This is a genomic window from Pseudomonas sp. Ps21-P2, from assembly GCF_039672565.1.
GTDB lineage: Bacteria > Pseudomonadota > Gammaproteobacteria > Pseudomonadales > Pseudomonadaceae > Aquipseudomonas.
Genome location: NZ_JBDFPL010000003.1, coordinates 702,917 through 718,011, shown reverse-complemented (window position 1 = coordinate 718,011; position 15,095 = coordinate 702,917). Strand labels below are relative to the sequence as shown.

12 protein-coding genes are annotated in these 15,095 nt (G+C 63.1%); 10 read left to right on the top strand and 2 right to left on the bottom strand.

The features are described from left to right. Positions 1–190: 190 nt before the first annotated feature. The 5 genes from ABEH28_RS10755 to ABEH28_RS10735 all read left to right on the top strand — a co-directional run bounded on the left by ABEH28_RS10755 (position 191) and on the right by ABEH28_RS10735 (position 5,214). Entirely contained in the window at positions 191–1,525 is a 1,335-nt protein-coding gene (locus ABEH28_RS10755) for a sugar ABC transporter substrate-binding protein (protein ID WP_346629893.1), read from the top strand. A 155-nt stretch (positions 1,526–1,680) separates the two neighbouring features. Next, on the top strand, positions 1,681–2,586 hold the full coding sequence (locus ABEH28_RS10750) for a sugar ABC transporter permease (protein ID WP_346629892.1): 906 nt from the start codon (positions 1,681–1,683) through the stop codon (positions 2,584–2,586). A gap of 1 nt (position 2,587) precedes the next feature. Then, positions 2,588–3,454: a carbohydrate ABC transporter permease gene (locus tag ABEH28_RS10745; RefSeq protein WP_346629891.1), complete on the top strand. Its 867-nt coding sequence runs from the start codon at positions 2,588–2,590 to the stop codon at positions 3,452–3,454. 36 nt (positions 3,455–3,490) lie between these two features. Beyond that, the gene (locus ABEH28_RS10740; RefSeq protein ID WP_346629890.1) at positions 3,491–4,471 is read left to right on the top strand and encodes a sugar-binding transcriptional regulator; all 981 of its coding nucleotides are present in this window, start codon (positions 3,491–3,493) and stop codon (positions 4,469–4,471) included. Between the two features lie 23 nt (positions 4,472–4,494). Beyond that, positions 4,495–5,214 (top strand): SDR family oxidoreductase, encoded by a 720-nt coding sequence (locus ABEH28_RS10735; RefSeq protein ID WP_346629889.1) that lies wholly within the window; start codon positions 4,495–4,497, stop codon positions 5,212–5,214. A gap of 21 nt (positions 5,215–5,235) precedes the next feature. On the opposite strand, the gene ABEH28_RS10730 is transcribed toward ABEH28_RS10735, so the two are convergent. Together ABEH28_RS10730 and ABEH28_RS10725 are read right to left on the bottom strand one after the other, a co-directional pair. Then, a complete protein-coding gene (locus tag ABEH28_RS10730) occupies positions 5,236–5,955 on the bottom strand; it encodes a dienelactone hydrolase family protein (protein ID WP_346628356.1) in 720 nt (239 codons plus the stop codon). Between the two features lie 130 nt (positions 5,956–6,085). Further along, complete coding sequence (locus ABEH28_RS10725) at positions 6,086–6,613, bottom strand: sterol desaturase family protein (protein ID WP_346629945.1); 528 nt, start codon at positions 6,611–6,613, stop codon at positions 6,086–6,088. A 199-nt stretch (positions 6,614–6,812) separates the two neighbouring features. On the opposite strand from ABEH28_RS10725, the gene ppnN reads away from it, so the two are divergent. From ppnN to ABEH28_RS10700, 5 genes are all read left to right on the top strand, one after another. Beyond that, entirely contained in the window at positions 6,813–8,186 is a 1,374-nt protein-coding gene (gene ppnN / locus ABEH28_RS10720) for a nucleotide 5'-monophosphate nucleosidase PpnN (RefSeq protein WP_346629888.1), read from the top strand. 259 nt (positions 8,187–8,445) lie between these two features. Continuing rightward, positions 8,446–9,039, top strand: coding sequence for an N-acetyltransferase (locus ABEH28_RS10715; RefSeq protein WP_346629887.1), 594 nt, complete (start codon positions 8,446–8,448; stop codon positions 9,037–9,039). An 80-nt stretch (positions 9,040–9,119) separates the two neighbouring features. Further along, positions 9,120–13,910 carry an AvrE-family type 3 secretion system effector gene (locus ABEH28_RS10710; RefSeq protein WP_346629886.1) on the top strand — a complete coding sequence of 1,597 codons (4,791 nt, stop codon included), beginning with the start codon at positions 9,120–9,122 and terminating at the stop codon, positions 13,908–13,910. A gap of 56 nt (positions 13,911–13,966) precedes the next feature. Beyond that, positions 13,967–14,422, top strand: a complete 456-nt coding sequence (locus tag ABEH28_RS10705; RefSeq protein WP_192171933.1) for a type III secretion system chaperone — start codon at positions 13,967–13,969, stop codon at positions 14,420–14,422. A 160-nt stretch (positions 14,423–14,582) separates the two neighbouring features. After that, positions 14,583–15,029: a CBS domain-containing protein gene (locus tag ABEH28_RS10700; protein ID WP_346629885.1), complete on the top strand. Its 447-nt coding sequence runs from the start codon at positions 14,583–14,585 to the stop codon at positions 15,027–15,029. Positions 15,030–15,095: the final 66 nt, after the last annotated feature.

The window sequence follows — 15,095 nt, the reverse complement described above, 5'->3', positions numbered from 1 at the left end:
CATTTTTCATGGCAACGGCGCGCTGATTTGACAGCAATGCATTTTGTCCTACGATCATTTGTAATTCGTAAATTACAAATGTCAAGGAACTCGCCCGAACCGGATTGACTGCCCCGTAGATCCACCTATATGCACCGTTAACACCTGTCCCCGCGTAACCCTCACCCACAACAATAATGAGGTCACGTAAATGAAGAAGCTGGTTTGGAATGCCCTCGCCCTGTCGATTGCGCTGGGTTCCGGCGCCGCACAGGCCTGGACGCTGGAAGAGGCCGCCGCGCCGTACAAGGGCACCGAAATCAAGGCGATTTTCCTCGACCGTCCCGGTTACGCCGCCGCCATCAAACTGCTGCCGGAGTTCGAAAAGAAAACCGGCATCAAGGTCAGCTACGAAACCATCCCTTACGAGAATAGCCGCGAACGCGAGGTGCTGAGTTTCACTTCCGGCGAGCAGCTCGACGTCGTGCTGACGGACGTGGTGTGGATCGGCGAATTCGCCGGCAACGGCTGGCTTGAACCGGTCACCACCTTCACCCAGGACGCGAAGCTCGCCGACCCGGACCTCAAGCTGGAGGGTTTCTTCCCGATCCTGCTGGAGTCGTTCGGCAGCTGGGACAAACAGACCTACGGCCTGCCCTTCGATAACTACTCCGGGCTGCTGTTCTACAACAAGTGCATGCTCAAGGACGCCGGCTTCGACAAGCCGCCGGCCACGTGGGATGAGCTGCTCAAGGACTACGCGCCCAAACTCACCGACAAGACCAAGGATCGCTACGCCTACGCCCTGCAATCGCGGCGCGGTGAAACGCAATCGGCGGACAGCTTCATGCGTTTCCTCTGGCCGTTCGGTGGCTCACTGCTGGACGATAAATTCAAATCCAACCTCAATTCCAAGGCGTCCCAGCAAGGGCTGCAATTTCGTCAGGACCTGATGAAATACATGCCGCCGGGCATCGTCGATTACGACCACAACGAAGCGGTCAACGCCCTCGCCCAAGGCAAAGTGGCGATGATCACCGAATGGTCGGCGTTCTACGGCACCCTGGCCGACCCGACCAAATCCAGGATCACCGACTGCCTGGCCGTGGCCACCGAACCCAAAGGCCCGGCCGGTCTGAAGCCGGCGCTTGGCGGGTTCTCCCTGGGCGTAAACGCCAAGTCCGATGAGAAGCAGAAAGCTGCGGCGTGGCTGTTCATTCAGTGGGTCACCTCCGAAGCCATGGCCAAGCCGTACCTAGACGCCGGTGGTGTGAGCGGGCGGATGTCGGTGTACGAGGACGCCGACGTGCAGAAGAAATACCCGTTCGTGCAGCCGATGGTGACGTCGTGGAAAGGCGGCGTGCCTGACTACCGCCCCCGCTTCCCGCAATGGCCGGAGATTTCCGAAGTGGTCGGTGAAAACGGCACGGCGATCATGCTCGGCAAAACCAGCGTGGAGGCCGGGGCCAAGGCGATTGGCAGCAGGATGGAGGAGATCCTGAAGAAGGCCGGGTATTACGACGGCAAGGTCAAATTGCTGAAGTGACGGTTTGACCACACTCCCGTAGGAGCCGGTTTGCTGGCGAATGGAAAATGTCTGACACCTCTGCGGTGAATGGCACAGCGTATTCGCCAGCAAGCTGACTCCCACAGGGGTGCAGCGTAATGCCGTGAGATGCCCGCACCTTCGAGACCCAACACATGCCGAACAAGAAAAAACCACCCTTCCCGACCCTGTGGAACAACACCCGCGCGGCCCTTGCCTTTCTCGCGCCGGCCACCGTTGCCCTGGCGCTGATCGGCATCTTTCCGACGGTGTTCGCGCTGGTCAACTCGTTCCGCCAGTACAACCTGGCCCGGCCAAAAGACGCGACGCCTTTCATCGGCTTCGACAACTACCTCAACGTGCTCAACGACGCTTCGTTCTGGGCGGCGCTGGGCCGAACCGGGCTGTTTCTCATCACCGTGGTGCCAATCCAGCTGGCGCTTGGGCTGATCATCGCGCTGATGCTGCACAAGCCCGGCCTGTCCGGTTTCAAACTGCTGGCGCGCATGAGCCTGGTCATCCCGCTGGCCACCGCGCCCGCCGTGGCCGGGCTGATTGGCCGGCTGATCTTCAACCGCGATTTCGGCGTGGCCAACGCCCTGCTCTCAGTGGTCAATGCCGGGCCGGTCGAATGGCTGGGCGACACCACCAACGCGTTCATTGCCGTGGCGCTGATGGACATCTGGCAATGGACGCCCTTCTGCGCGCTGGTGCTGCTGGCGGGGCTGACCATGGTGCCCAATGAAATCGAAGAGGCCGCGCGCCTGGAAACCCGAAGCCGCTGGCAGATCGTGCGCTACGTGCAGTTGCCGTTTCTGTTGCCCAGCGCGACGGTGATATTGATTCTGCGCACCGCTGACATCCTCAAGATGTTCGACACCGTGTTCACCATGACCCGCGGCGGCCCGGGCGCGGCGACCGAGCTGGTCAGCGTCTATATCCAGCGAATCGGCTTTCGCGTGTTCGATCAGGGCGTCGCGTCGGCGCAGGCGATCCTCATGCTGATCCTGACCATCGTGCTGGCCCGGCTGTACATCAAATTCGTTTATCGGGAGATCTGACATGGCCACCGTTGCGACTGCGAAAAACCCGGCCACCCCCGCCCTGGTTCGCCCACGGGCGAGCGTCAATGCCTGGCATCTGGTGGGTCTTCTGGCGATCTTCCTGTTCGCGGTGTTTCCGTTCTACTGGATGGTCGCCACCAGCCTCAAGACCCAGGCCGAAGCCCTCGCCTCGCCACCGATCTGGGCGTTCACGCCGCACCTGGATAACTATGTGAAAGTGCTGTTTGAGCGCGACGTGCTGCACAGCCTGGGCAACTCGCTGATCGTCGCGGTCTGCACCACGGTGCTCGCCGTCGGCCTCGGTACGCCAGCGGCCTACGCCCTGGCGCGGTTCGAATTCAAGGGCAAGGAAGACCTGTGGTTCTGGTTCATCACCAACCGCATGCTCAGCCCCATCGTCGTGGCACTGCCGATCTTTCTGATGGCGCGCAACATGGGCCTGATCGACACCCATCTGGTGCTGATCCTGATCTACCTGACCTTCAACCTGCCCATCGTCGTGTGGATCTGCACCGACCAGTTTCGCGGCGTGCCGAAGGACCTGGACGAAGCCGCGCGGCTGTCGGGCGCGTCGCGCTTCACCATCTTCTGGCGCATCGCCCTGCCCCTGGCGATGCCGGGGGTGGCGGTGTCGGCGATCTTCTCGTTCATCTTTTCCTGGAACGAGCTGCTCTATGCCCTGGTGCTCACGCGCAACACCGCCCGCACCGCGCCGGTGACCGCCACCAGTTTCATGAGCGGCTACGACCTGCCCTGGGGCGAGATCATGGCCACCGGCACGCTGATCGTGTTCCCGGTGATCATTTTCGCGTTGATGGTATCCAGGCATCTGGTACAAGGGCTGACCATGGGCGCCGTGAAATAGACGCCCCGCTTTACCGGCCACAGTAAGGACACCGCCGTGCAAAATCGTCACCCGGACACCCCCTTCACCACCGAACCGGTGAACGCCGAGGATCAGCTCAATATCCGCATCGCCTGGTCCTATTACGTCAACAGCATGACCCAGCAACAGATCGCCGACCGGCTGGGCATCACCCGTGTGCGGGTCAACAAGGCCCTGGCGACCTGCCGCGAAACCGGCGTGGTGCAGATTCGCATCACCTCGCCGCTGGCGGCCTGCATCGAACTGGAAGAGCGTCTGCAGAACCGCTTCGGCCTGCGCCGCGTCACCGTCGTGCCCTCGCCCGACGATCCGTCGACCATCTTCCGCGTGCTGGGCGTCGGCATTGCGCCGAGCATCGAGGAATACCTCACCGACGGCAGCATCGTCGCCGTGGGTTGGGGCCGCACCCTGCGCCAGGCGGTGCGCGAACTGTCGGCGCGGGCGCTGCCGAACCTGACCGTGCTGTCGCTGCTCGGCGGCCTGCATTACGGCTCGGCCAACAACACGGTGGAAATCGCCTCGAGTTTTGCGGGGCTGTTCGGCGGCTCCTGGTACTACCTCGCCGCGCCGGTGTTCGCACCTTCAGAGCAATACCGCGACATGTACCTCGAAGAAGCCTCGGTGCAAGCCGTGCTCGGCAAGGCGCGGCAGGCCGACCTGGCCTTGCTCACCGTCGGTGATTTGAGTGAGCGCTCGCTTATGCTCGAGCTGGGGCTGGTCAATGATGAAGACGCGCGCTCGTTGCGGGCCGCCGGTGCCGTCGGTGACCTGCTCGGCCGCTGGCTGGACCGCGACGGCATCGAAGTCAATCACCCGCTGAACCGCCGCGCCGTCTCCCTGGACCTCGAAGACCTGCGGCGGATCAAGAAGGTCGTGCTGGTCTCCGGCGGGCCGTACAAGGCCGACATCATTCGCGCGGTGCTGCTGCGCAATTTCGTCCACGAGCTGGTCATCGACGAAAGCGCGGCGCGGCAACTGCTCGATCAGGACAAATAAATCCCCCTTCTGGAGCGATCGCGATGGCCCATCATGACTTTGGCGGCAAGCGGATTCTGGTCACCGGCGCGGGCAAGGGCATTGGCCGGGAAACCGTGCAGTGGCTGGAGCGATGCGGTGCAGAGGTGATCGCCATGGGACGCAATCCGGAGGATCTGGCCTATTGCGCGCACTCAGCGGTGGCGGACCTCGCCGACGTCATCGCCACCCGCGCGGCCGTGGCCTCGGTACTGCCCGTCGATCTGTTGGTCAACTGTGCAGGAGTGGTCGAGCTGAAGTCGTTTCTCGACACATCGGTGGAGACCTTCGATCACCTGATGGCGGTGAACACCCGGGCGCCCATGGTCGTGGCGCAAATTGTCGCCCGCGACCTGATCGCTCGCGGCGTGCCGGGCGCCATCGTCAACGTCTCAAGCCTCGCCGCTGCGGTGGGCACACGGGATCATCTGGCGTACTGCGCGTCGAAAGCGGCGCTGGATGCCATGACCCGAGTGATGGCCGTTGAGCTTGGCCCCCACGGCATTCGGGTCAACAGTGTGAATCCGGTGGTGACACTGACGCCGATGGCAGACAAGGCCTGGAGCGACCCGGTCAAGGCCGGCGCGATGCTGTCGCGGATTCCCCTGGGCCGCTTCGTTCAGCCCGGGGAAATCGCCGCGACCATCGCCTTTTTACTCAGCGACGACGCCGGCATGATCAACGGCGTGACCCTGACCGTGGACGGCGGTTTCAGCGCGGGTTGATGCCCGCGCCCAAGGCCAGGCTCAGCCCCACAAGGTGCGGCCGAAGAAGGTCAGCGTGCGGTCCATGGCCAGTTGCGCCCAGACCGGATCGTATTGCGTGCCCGGAATGCGGCCAGGGCCGACGGCTTCTTCGTTGGCGAAGGCGTGGTGGGCCAGGTAGCGGTGGAATTCCAGGTCGACGCCGCCTTCGCTGAGTTTGGCTTCCAGCTGATCGACGCCGTCCACCGGGAAGAATTCATCCTGAGTGCCCCAGTGCGCCTGCACCGGCACCTTGATCGCCGCAGGGTCGAGGAATTCCAGCGGCGGCATGCCGTAGAACACCACGCCGGCGGACAGCTCGGGGATGAAGTTGAGTGCCAGCAGGGTCAGCGCACCGCCCATGCAAAACCCGGTAACACCGACTTTCTGGCTGTGGCCCTTGAGGTATTGCACGGCGCCGCGGATGTCCTGGGTGGCGGCATCGGCGAAGTCGAGCTTGTCCATGAGGTGATGGGCTTCTTCTTCCTCGACCGTCATTTCGCCGCGATAAAGATCAGGCACAAGCGCCAGGTACCCGGACGCCGCCAGCCGATCGGCCACGCCACGGATCTGGTCGTTGAGGCCCCACCACTCCTGAATCACCACCACGGCGGGTGCGCCTTCGGTCTTGGCCGGGCTGGCCAGGTAGCCACTCAACTCTTTGCCGTCCGGGCGTTTGAACGTGATGGTCTTGCCCGTTGCCTGTGTCGATGCTTGAGTCATGGGGTTCTCCGGATAGAAATTCGGTTGGATTAACAGCGTAAGACGACTGACCGTCAGTTCTACGGCAGCAACACGACGGTGAACAGCGTGACCCACGTGAAATTACTGACAGGTTCGGCGTGGACCCCGTTCAACCGTTTTGCAGATCCTTGCCCATGGCAGCGCCGGTCATGTCTCGACGACGCTCGTCACGTGGGGCAGCGCGATGCTCGCGCAACTGCTTTTTCAGGGTGGCCGCCGAGGGCGCATAAAGAAAGCCGAACGACACGCTGTTGCGTCGGCCTTTCACCGCGTGGTGCATCAAGTGCGCGTGGTACAGGCGTTTGAGGTAGCGACTGCGCGGCCGTGGTCGCGCAGGCCAATGGCGATGGACCATGCCGTCGTGAACCAGCACGTAGATCAGGCCGAACGCCGCGACGCCTGCGCCCACCCATTGCAGCGGGTCATGGCCGTGGTTGCCGGCAACGATCAGCGCGACCGCCAGCATGCCCAGCGCCAGCAAATAAATATCGTTGGTTTCGAAGGCGCCGAGCTGTTCTTCGTGGTGGGATTTGTGCAGGAACCAGCCCCAGCCGTGCATGACGTACTTGTGGGCCAGAAAGCCGACCCCTTCCATGGCGACAAGGGTGAGGAGAAAAATCGTGAAGTTGAAGATCATAGCGTCGGGAAGGCCGATGGGTCTGGACGTCGACGTGCAGCATACCGGGGTCACGGGAAATTTCCAGATTCGCGCTCACAACGTTTGCTTTCCTGACCAACCGATGTAAAAAATGGCCCCATGGGTGAGCGTCCCGGACGTTCACTGTATTCGTGCCCTGCCCCTCGCGGCGGCCGGCACCGCTTTCAAGGAATCAAGCATGGCTCCAAGACACGTCATCAACGCTTCGGTCAGCCCCAAGGGCAGCCTGGAAACACTCTCGCAACGTGAAGTCCAGCAACTCAGCGCCGCAGGCTCCGGCAGCATCTATACCCTTTTCCGCCAGTGCGCCCTGGCCATTCTCAACACCGGCGCCCATGTCGATAACGCCAAAACCATCCTCGAGGCCTACCAGGACTTCGAAGTGCGCATCCACCAGCAGGACCGTGGCGTGCGCCTCGAACTGCTGAACGCCCCGGCCGACGCCTTCGTCGACGGCGAGATGATCGCCAGCACCCGGGAAATGCTGTTCAGCGCCCTGCGCGACATCGTCTACACCGAGAGCGAGCTCGACAGCCAGCGCATCGACCTGAGCAGCTCCCAGGGCATCACCGATTACGTTTTCCACCTGCTGCGCAACGCCCGCACCCTGCGCCCCGGCGTCGAACCGAAGATGGTGGTGTGCTGGGGCGGCCACTCGATCAACACCGAAGAATACAAATACACCAAGGAAGTCGGCCATGAGCTGGGCCTGCGCAAGCTGGACATCTGCACCGGCTGTGGCCCTGGCGTGATGAAAGGCCCGATGAAGGGCGCGACCATTGCCCACGCCAAGCAACGCATCACCGGCGGCCGTTACCTGGGCCTGACCGAGCCGGGCATCATCGCGGCCGAAGCGCCGAACCCGATCGTCAACGAGCTGGTGATCCTGCCGGACATCGAAAAGCGCCTGGAAGCCTTCGTCCGTGTCGGCCACGGCATCATCATTTTCCCGGGCGGCGCCGGCACGGCAGAGGAATTCCTCTACCTGCTCGGCATCCTCATGCACCCGGACAACCAGGACCTGCCGTTCCCGGTCATTCTCACCGGCCCGAAAAGCACCGCGCCGTACCTGGAGCAATTGCACGCGTTCGTCGGCGCAACACTGGGCGACGCCGCGCACAAGCATTACCAGATCATCATCGACGACCCGTCTGAAGTGGCGCGGCAGATGACCCTGGGCCTTGCATCGGTGCGCCAGTTCCGCCGCGACCGCGCCGACGCGTTCCACTTCAACTGGCTGCTGAAGATCGAAGAGAGCTTCCAGCGTCCCTTCGACCCGACCCATGCCAACATGGCCAGCCTGCAACTGCGCCGCGACCTGCCGCCCCACGAACTGGCGGCCAACCTGCGCCGGGCGTTTTCCGGGATCGTGGCGGGCAACGTCAAGGACAAGGGCATTCGCCTGATCGAGGAACACGGCCCGTACGAAATCCACGGCGACGCGGAAGTGATGCAGCCGCTGGACAAGCTGTTGCAGGCCTTCGTCGAGCAGCACCGGATGAAACTGCCGGGCGGCGCGGCGTATGTGCCGTGTTATCGAGTGGTGTCCTGACTCAGCTGACGCGAGCTCTCTGACATCCGGCGATCTGCCACGCTGTCTGGAATAAACGCAGTTCCTGTGGGAGCGAGCTTGCTCGCGAAGAGGCCCGCTCAGGCAACTCATCTCTGGCGGCTGTGTAGCCGCCTTCGCGAGCAAGGTGGAGCGCCACCCCGGTCGCTCCCACAGGTATTTCGTTCGCTGCGGAACAACGTTGTGCCTTGAAGACTGATTCTCACACACCCGCATCTCCCCGAAATTCCGGAACCCACCCATGATCCACATCCGCCCCATGACCGCCGATGACTTCGCGGTCTTCTGGCCCACCTTTCAGGCTGTTGTTCTGGCGCAGGAAACCTACGCCTACGCCCCCGACCTGAGCGTCGAGCAAGCCCGGCACCTGTGGCTGGAATACCCGCTGCACACGCTGATCGCCGAAGAAGACGGCATATTGCTGGGCAGCTATTACCTCAAGGCCAACGCTGCCGGCCCTGGCAGCCATGTCAGCAACTGCGGCTACATGGTCACCCCGGCCGCGCGCGGTCGTGGCGTCGCGCGCCTGATGTGCGAGCACTCTCAGCAACTGGCGCTGGACAGCGGCTTCTCGGCCATGCAGTTCAACTCCGTGGTCGCCACCAACGACGTCGCCGTCGCGCTCTGGCAGAAACTCGGTTTTGAGATCGTCGGCCGTCTGCCCCGCGCTTACCGCCATGCCCGGCTCGGGCTGGTGGATTGTCTGGTGATGTACAAATGGCTGGCGGACATGCCGGCCTCGCGCAAAGCCAAAAGCCCGTTGCTGATCGGGCGCAAGAACATCGAATCGGTGATCTCCCGCCCCCGGCGCAAGCCCTCTGACGGGCCTGTCTGATCTTTCCGGAAATCGGGAACCACCTGCCTGCCTGACGCCACTCACCCTGCAAAGTACTCACTTGCACGGACGGCGTCAGCATGGCTTTACCTACAGTCTCACGTGGCCAGACCACCAATGTCGGCACCACCCATCTGAACCCTGCCGCTGCAACGGCAACCGGTCCCACGCAGCGTAAAAACGTTCTGGCGCGCATGGCCACTGCCAGCCGGTCGACGCTGCAGAAAAGCCGCCACTTCGCAGGCGGTCTGTTCAAGGCCCGGCCGGGCGATGCCTCGTCCATCCCACGCGCCTCCGGGGCCGGGAACACCACCAACACTGCGCTCGCACCCAACGCGGCGGCGGCATCAACTACGGCCGCTGCATCAGCCGCGCCACAGGCGAACGCGCCGGTGCCGCCCACCGGCCCGACGACAGCCCAGCTACCCGCCATGGCGATGACACCCCGGCTAAGCATGGCGTTGCACAATCAGCAACTGACTTTTGGCGGCTCCGGCCAGCCCAACCGCACCGAGCGCCTGCTCGAAGGGATTCTGAGCAAGCACGACCAGCGTTATCAGGGTCTTGCGGAGCTGAATCAGAGCACCGAAAAAACCGAATACCTGCTGGTCGACACTCAGAACCGGCTGCTCCACGCCCATGCCAGTGATGCGGCCATTTCCCTGTTCAAAAGCAGTGAAAAACGCGCCAACAACGCCTTCGATGTGGCGATGCCCACCGATGCCCATCGCGCGCAGATCACCGGCGTGCACAAAGACGCCAACAACACCGCCTGGCGAATTCACGAAAATAAGCTGTACGCGGTGCAAGGGGGCCAGTGGCAGGAAAACACCCAAGGCGCAACGCTGAAAACCCTGCACAACATCGGCGCTGGCAACCTGTTCGGGCTCAACGGCGAAGGCCGGGTGTATTCGCTGAATGATCTGAATACCCCGTTGAATTTCGATCACAAGGTCACGGCGCTGGGACGCTCGCCGGACGGTCAGCTGATGGCGCTCAGCGAAGACACTCAGGGCCAGCACTTGCTGGTACAACGCAATGCCCTAGGCCCCGATCTTCACGATGTACACCACTTGATTACGCCCACCGGCACGGACAACGACGAGGCGCTGAAACCCAAATCGGTGGCCATCGCGGGGCAGCGCCTGCTGGCGACGACGGCGTCGGGCAAACTGCTGCAGGCGACAATGCCGGCCGTCGATGATCGCAAGAAAACGATGCTCGTCACGGGCGAGCTCACGCTACAGCCAGCGCCACCCTCACCCGCCCTGCTGGCCGCCTTCGGCAATCACACCGTCAGCGACTTCTTCCACGACGATAAAAATGTCCTGCACGCCCGAGTCAAGGATCAGCAAGGCCTGGAGCACAGCGCCGCATGGGATGACAAAAGACAGGACTTCGTCCCCGGCTGGTCCATGGCGCCGCTGGTCATGGACCGTCAGCAAGGCTTGCCGGTCCTGACACCTGACGCCGCCGCGCAGATCCAGCTGCCACGGGGCAAAATCGCCAGCCACGACAACACGCTGCTGGTCCAGGACCCGCGCACCGAGGAATGGAAGAAGACCACCGAAAAGGACATCAAAGCCCTGCAGGCAGGCCAGGACGGCTTCGCTTACATCATCGACAAGGACGGCAAGCTCAAACAGTTGAAAGTGGTGCCCCAGGCCGCCGCCCATGACATGGGTCGCGGCGCCGATCTGGCCCTGCAGGGTCGCGGGACCGAAGCCAAGGGCACCGCCCTGCGCGGCGCCGAGCATCTGGTCGCCGACAAACTGGCGGTACAGAACGATCAGAATTTCATGACCCTGAGCGGCGGTGAACTGCGTTTGCATGACCAGAACGGCGAACGCGCGCAGTTGCCCAAGCCACCCGGCACCGGTGATATCCAGGCGATCAGCACGGGCGGCAAGGATTGGTTCGCCCTGCGCGGCGGCGCCCTGTTTCGGCTGAGCGGCGACGATGCCAACGCTCGAAAGCTCAATCCTCAGCGGACCTGGCAAGCGGTTCAGGGCCCGACCACCCCGCCGGGGGCCGTTCTTCAGGACCTGCGCCCCCATCACGACGGACGTTTGCTGGCCACCACCAGCGCGGGAGAATTCGTCAAAACCGCGACCGGGTGGGAAGCGGCAACACCCGCCCCGGCGGCCCCGCGCAATGACCACGCGGCCTTCAATCGGCTGGCAGCGGCCGAGCCGGAAACCCTGCGCAGAGGCTCGGCCAAACTCACCGTCAACGTGATGGGCAGCAACAACGTCGAGAGCACGAAGGTGAAGCAATATGCCCCCGCCACCCTCAGGCAGAATTACCTGACGGCTCATCTGTCCTTGACCGGCGCGGCGAAAGTGCCTGCCGACAGCCTCCAGCACGCCTGGAAAGGCCGCGAAGGCCTGAGGCCGATCTACACCGAAGAAACCGCGCTGCTGCGCGAACTCCACACCCGCGCGACAGCGGCGACCGGAGCACCGGGGCGGCCAATGGCACAGCGCATTGATGACCTGGCGCCCCGCCTGACGTCACCTGAATCGGGCGAGCTGGCGGAGCTGTTCAACTGGTTCCAGACCAGCGTCACCGAGGACCTGCAGAAAACCCTCCGTGAACTGGCTCAGGACGAGGGCGCCTTGCTCAAGAACGGTGCCGTCAATCCGGCCTTTCGGGGCAAGCCGCGTACCAACGACATGCTGCCGCAAGTGGCCGGCGTCCTGCGCCACAGCGGCATCGACAACGCCCATGAGCTGGGGCAGTTGCTCGACTCGCTGGAGAATGCGCATTTCACCCTGGAGCGTCGCAACACGGAGAAACCGCTGGATGGCTCCCGCACCCAGGGCGATAAACAGGCGCTGCTGCGCGCCCGCCTGGCACTGGACGTCAAGGTGCTCAACGACATCAGCACCGCCCTCGACGGGTTCGCCGATGAAGTGAAAAAACCGGGCGCCAAGGATTTCGCCCCCATCGCGACGGCGCTGGCCGTCCTGCACAACGACACCTACGAAGGCAGCCCGGTCAAACGCTACACCGACGCGGGCTTTCGTGACCACGCGTCCCTCGAAGCCAGTTACGACGCCACCAAGAACCTGCTCAAGCACTTGCGCAAGGACAACCACCCGCTCAAGCGCAACATATTGCAGGGCCTGGAAACCCCTGCCGGCCCCAATAACGCCGATGTCACGCGCAGCCTGACCCAGGCGCTTCGCGATCTTGAACCCCGGGAAAGCGTCAAGCTGAACCGCAACTACGGCGGCGGTATCACCGGCGGCGTCGCGGGCCCGGCGGAACCGGCCTTCCTCGGCTTTCGCGGCAACATCGATCCGGAGCGCACCTACGGCCTGACCTTTACCCGCTTTGATCGCGGCCTGAAAGTGTCGATGAGCCGCGAAGGCGCCATCAGCGGCACAGGAAGCTTCGGTTTTGGTGGCGGCAAAAGTGACACCAAAACCACGCCGGGCGACAGCCACGCCAACATCCAGTCCAACGGGGGCTGGTTCGGCGGCAGCCTGGACGCCAAGTACAAATACGCCAACAGCACGGCGCTGAGCTTTTTCATCCGTGACGACGAAATCGATGATTTCATGGCCGACCTGATGCAGACGCCGCTGGCCAGCAGCAAGCGCCCGACCCAGGGTGGCCTCAAACCGATGGAATTGATGGATCGTGGCGTCGAGAAGGAAGTGCGCACCACCGGCAAGCACGCGTTCGACCTGGATGCAGGGGTCAACCTGGAATCCCGTACCAACAAGGGCCAGACCGATGCGGAGCCCGTCGCCGGCTTCATGCGCTTCGGCGCGGGGCTGCTGGGAACCGTGTCACTGCTCAGCGCCGAACGGGAACGCACCGAGGGCCATGGCAGCGATGGCCTGCACACCGATTTCTACAGCAGCAACCGTGCGCGTTTCCTCGAAAAAGGCTCGGTGACCGGCTACGCGCGGATGTTCAGCACCGTCTTTACGTCGCGCCCCAGCAACCTGTTCGTGGCTGGCGGTGCACCCTTGGGGGTCAGCGCGACACTGGCGTTCGACAACAAGACCGGCAAGAGCTACGACGTGCGCTTCAAGAACGCCCTGCCGCTGCAGACCGCCGACGTCAAAACCCTGGGCGAAACACTGGAGAAGGCCTTCCCCGGCATGAGCAAGAATCCGTCGGCTGAAGGGAAGAATCCTGAGCAGGTGCTGCAGGACCTCAAGAGCAAATACCTGACGGCCACGCCAGACGAGAACGACGCGCAATACGCCGCGCGCCAGAGCCTGCGCCAGCTCGACCGGCAGAACACCGCTGCCGGCCAGGGCTCGAGCCTGATGTCGCTGATGGACATGGTGATCAAGCACAACAACGTCAATCGGCTGGATCAAGCGGCGCCGTCCAAGCGGCAGATCGACCGCGTCAAACAGATGCTCGGCCGCGACTGCAACGAAGGCAACGCCCAGCGCATCCACGACATGATGAGTGCCGACCCGCAGTTCAAAGGCCTGCTCGACGCGATGAAGGACACCAAGGGGACCACTCGCGCGGAAATCAAGCTTGAGGTCCGCGACGACATCAAGGAACGCATCGAAACCGGCGCGTTGGACGGAAGCCTGACCGACGCGATGCTCAAGGACATGCTCGGCGACAAGAACAATCTGCGCATCAAGAGCATCGCGGTGTTCAAGACCGCAGCCAAGGAAGACTCGTTCGGCACGCCCTTCCCGTTCGTCAGCTACAAAAGCGGCAGCGCCCTGAGCATCGAACGCCTGATGGGCGAAGTCACCTTCGAGTACGGCATGGACCCTACCAACCCGAAGAAGGCCACCGCCGACGGCGACATTGCCGACCGTGGCGACTCGCAGCCCGCCCTTGAACTGGGCCAGGTCGGCAACGGCGCCTTCCGGCCACGCTAGGCCGACGCCCATGACTTTCCATTGATCCAATCGAAACCCCGGACAGGACACCGCAGATGATGAACACGACGACACAAGCAGACGCCTGCATTCAGGCACTGGGCAAACAACTGGGCACGGCGTTGCAACTCGAAAACGGCGTGTGCGCGCTGTTCGACGAGGGCCGCGAAGTGGTCATCATCGAGATCCCGGCGGGCGGCGACGTCGCGATCCTGCATTGCAAACTGTCGCTGCGCCCCGACCCGAGCCTGTACGAGCGGCTGATGAGGCTCAACTTCGACAGCGGCGCCATGAGCGGCTGTTGGCTGGCGCTGGATGAACAACACTCGGTGCGCCTGTGCACACAACTGCCGCTCAAGGCCCTTGATGAGATGACCTTCGTGGACTGGGTGCAAGGGTTCGTTCTGCAGACCCGTGACGTTGCCGGCCTGCTGCAACAGCGCCCTTCATCGCCGGCAAAGGCACCGACTCATGCCCAGGGACACGGTGGCCTGTCGCGGCGGATCGGCTGACATCGTGCCCGCGCGCCGATGCTGCATCTGCAAACCGGGCCGGTGACGTTTTCAGGGCCGGGCATGGCGCTTTCAAACTTGCCGGAATGCCATCTCTCGACGATTCTCTATGCACGGCCAGACCGGCCGTGCTCACAAGAAACGCGCCGGAGAGGCCAGCATGACGACCGTAGCCGAACTACTGAAGTTGAAAGACCCGCATCACGCTGACGTTCACACCGTCGGGCCTGGGGAGATGGTCCTAGAGGCGATCAAGTTGATGGCCGAAAAGAACATCGGCGCAGTGCCGGTGGTGCGCGATGGCAAGGTGGTTGGCATCGTCAGCGAGCGGGATTACGCCCGCAAGATGGAGCTAAAGGGCCGCGCTTCGGCCGGGACCCCCGTCAGCGACATCATGACCCACGAGGTACAGACCGTGGGTTCGCAGCACACCGTCGATCACTGCATGAACATCATGACCGACCGCCGGCTGCGCCATTTGCCGGTGGTGGACGAAGGCCGGCTGATCGGTCTGCTGTCCATCGGCGACCTGGTCAAGGCGGCCATCGCCGAGCAGGCCAGGCTGATCGAAAAAATGCAGGAATACATTCGCGGCGAAAGCTACTGAGCATCCACACGAAAAAGCCGGAGCTTCAAGGGCTCCGGCTTTGTGGTGTGCGAGTGAATGAATCGC

Coding starts and splice junctions, on each gene's coding strand:
- ABEH28_RS10700 (WP_346629885.1), top strand. CDS start 14,583: ATGACGACCGTAGCCGAACTACTGAAGTTGAAAGACCCGCATCACGCT.
- ABEH28_RS10715 (WP_346629887.1), top strand. CDS start 8,446: ATGATCCACATCCGCCCCATGACCGCCGATGACTTCGCGGTCTTCTGG.
- ABEH28_RS10725 (WP_346629945.1), bottom strand. CDS start 6,613: ATGATCTTCAACTTCACGATTTTTCTCCTCACCCTTGTCGCCATGGAA.
- ppnN (WP_346629888.1), top strand. CDS start 6,813: ATGGCTCCAAGACACGTCATCAACGCTTCGGTCAGCCCCAAGGGCAGC.
- ABEH28_RS10755 (WP_346629893.1), top strand. CDS start 191: ATGAAGAAGCTGGTTTGGAATGCCCTCGCCCTGTCGATTGCGCTGGGT.
- ABEH28_RS10730 (WP_346628356.1), bottom strand. CDS start 5,955: ATGACTCAAGCATCGACACAGGCAACGGGCAAGACCATCACGTTCAAA.
- ABEH28_RS10705 (WP_192171933.1), top strand. CDS start 13,967: ATGATGAACACGACGACACAAGCAGACGCCTGCATTCAGGCACTGGGC.
- ABEH28_RS10710 (WP_346629886.1), top strand. CDS start 9,120: ATGGCTTTACCTACAGTCTCACGTGGCCAGACCACCAATGTCGGCACC.
- ABEH28_RS10735 (WP_346629889.1), top strand. CDS start 4,495: ATGGCCCATCATGACTTTGGCGGCAAGCGGATTCTGGTCACCGGCGCG.
- ABEH28_RS10750 (WP_346629892.1), top strand. CDS start 1,681: ATGCCGAACAAGAAAAAACCACCCTTCCCGACCCTGTGGAACAACACC.
- ABEH28_RS10745 (WP_346629891.1), top strand. CDS start 2,588: ATGGCCACCGTTGCGACTGCGAAAAACCCGGCCACCCCCGCCCTGGTT.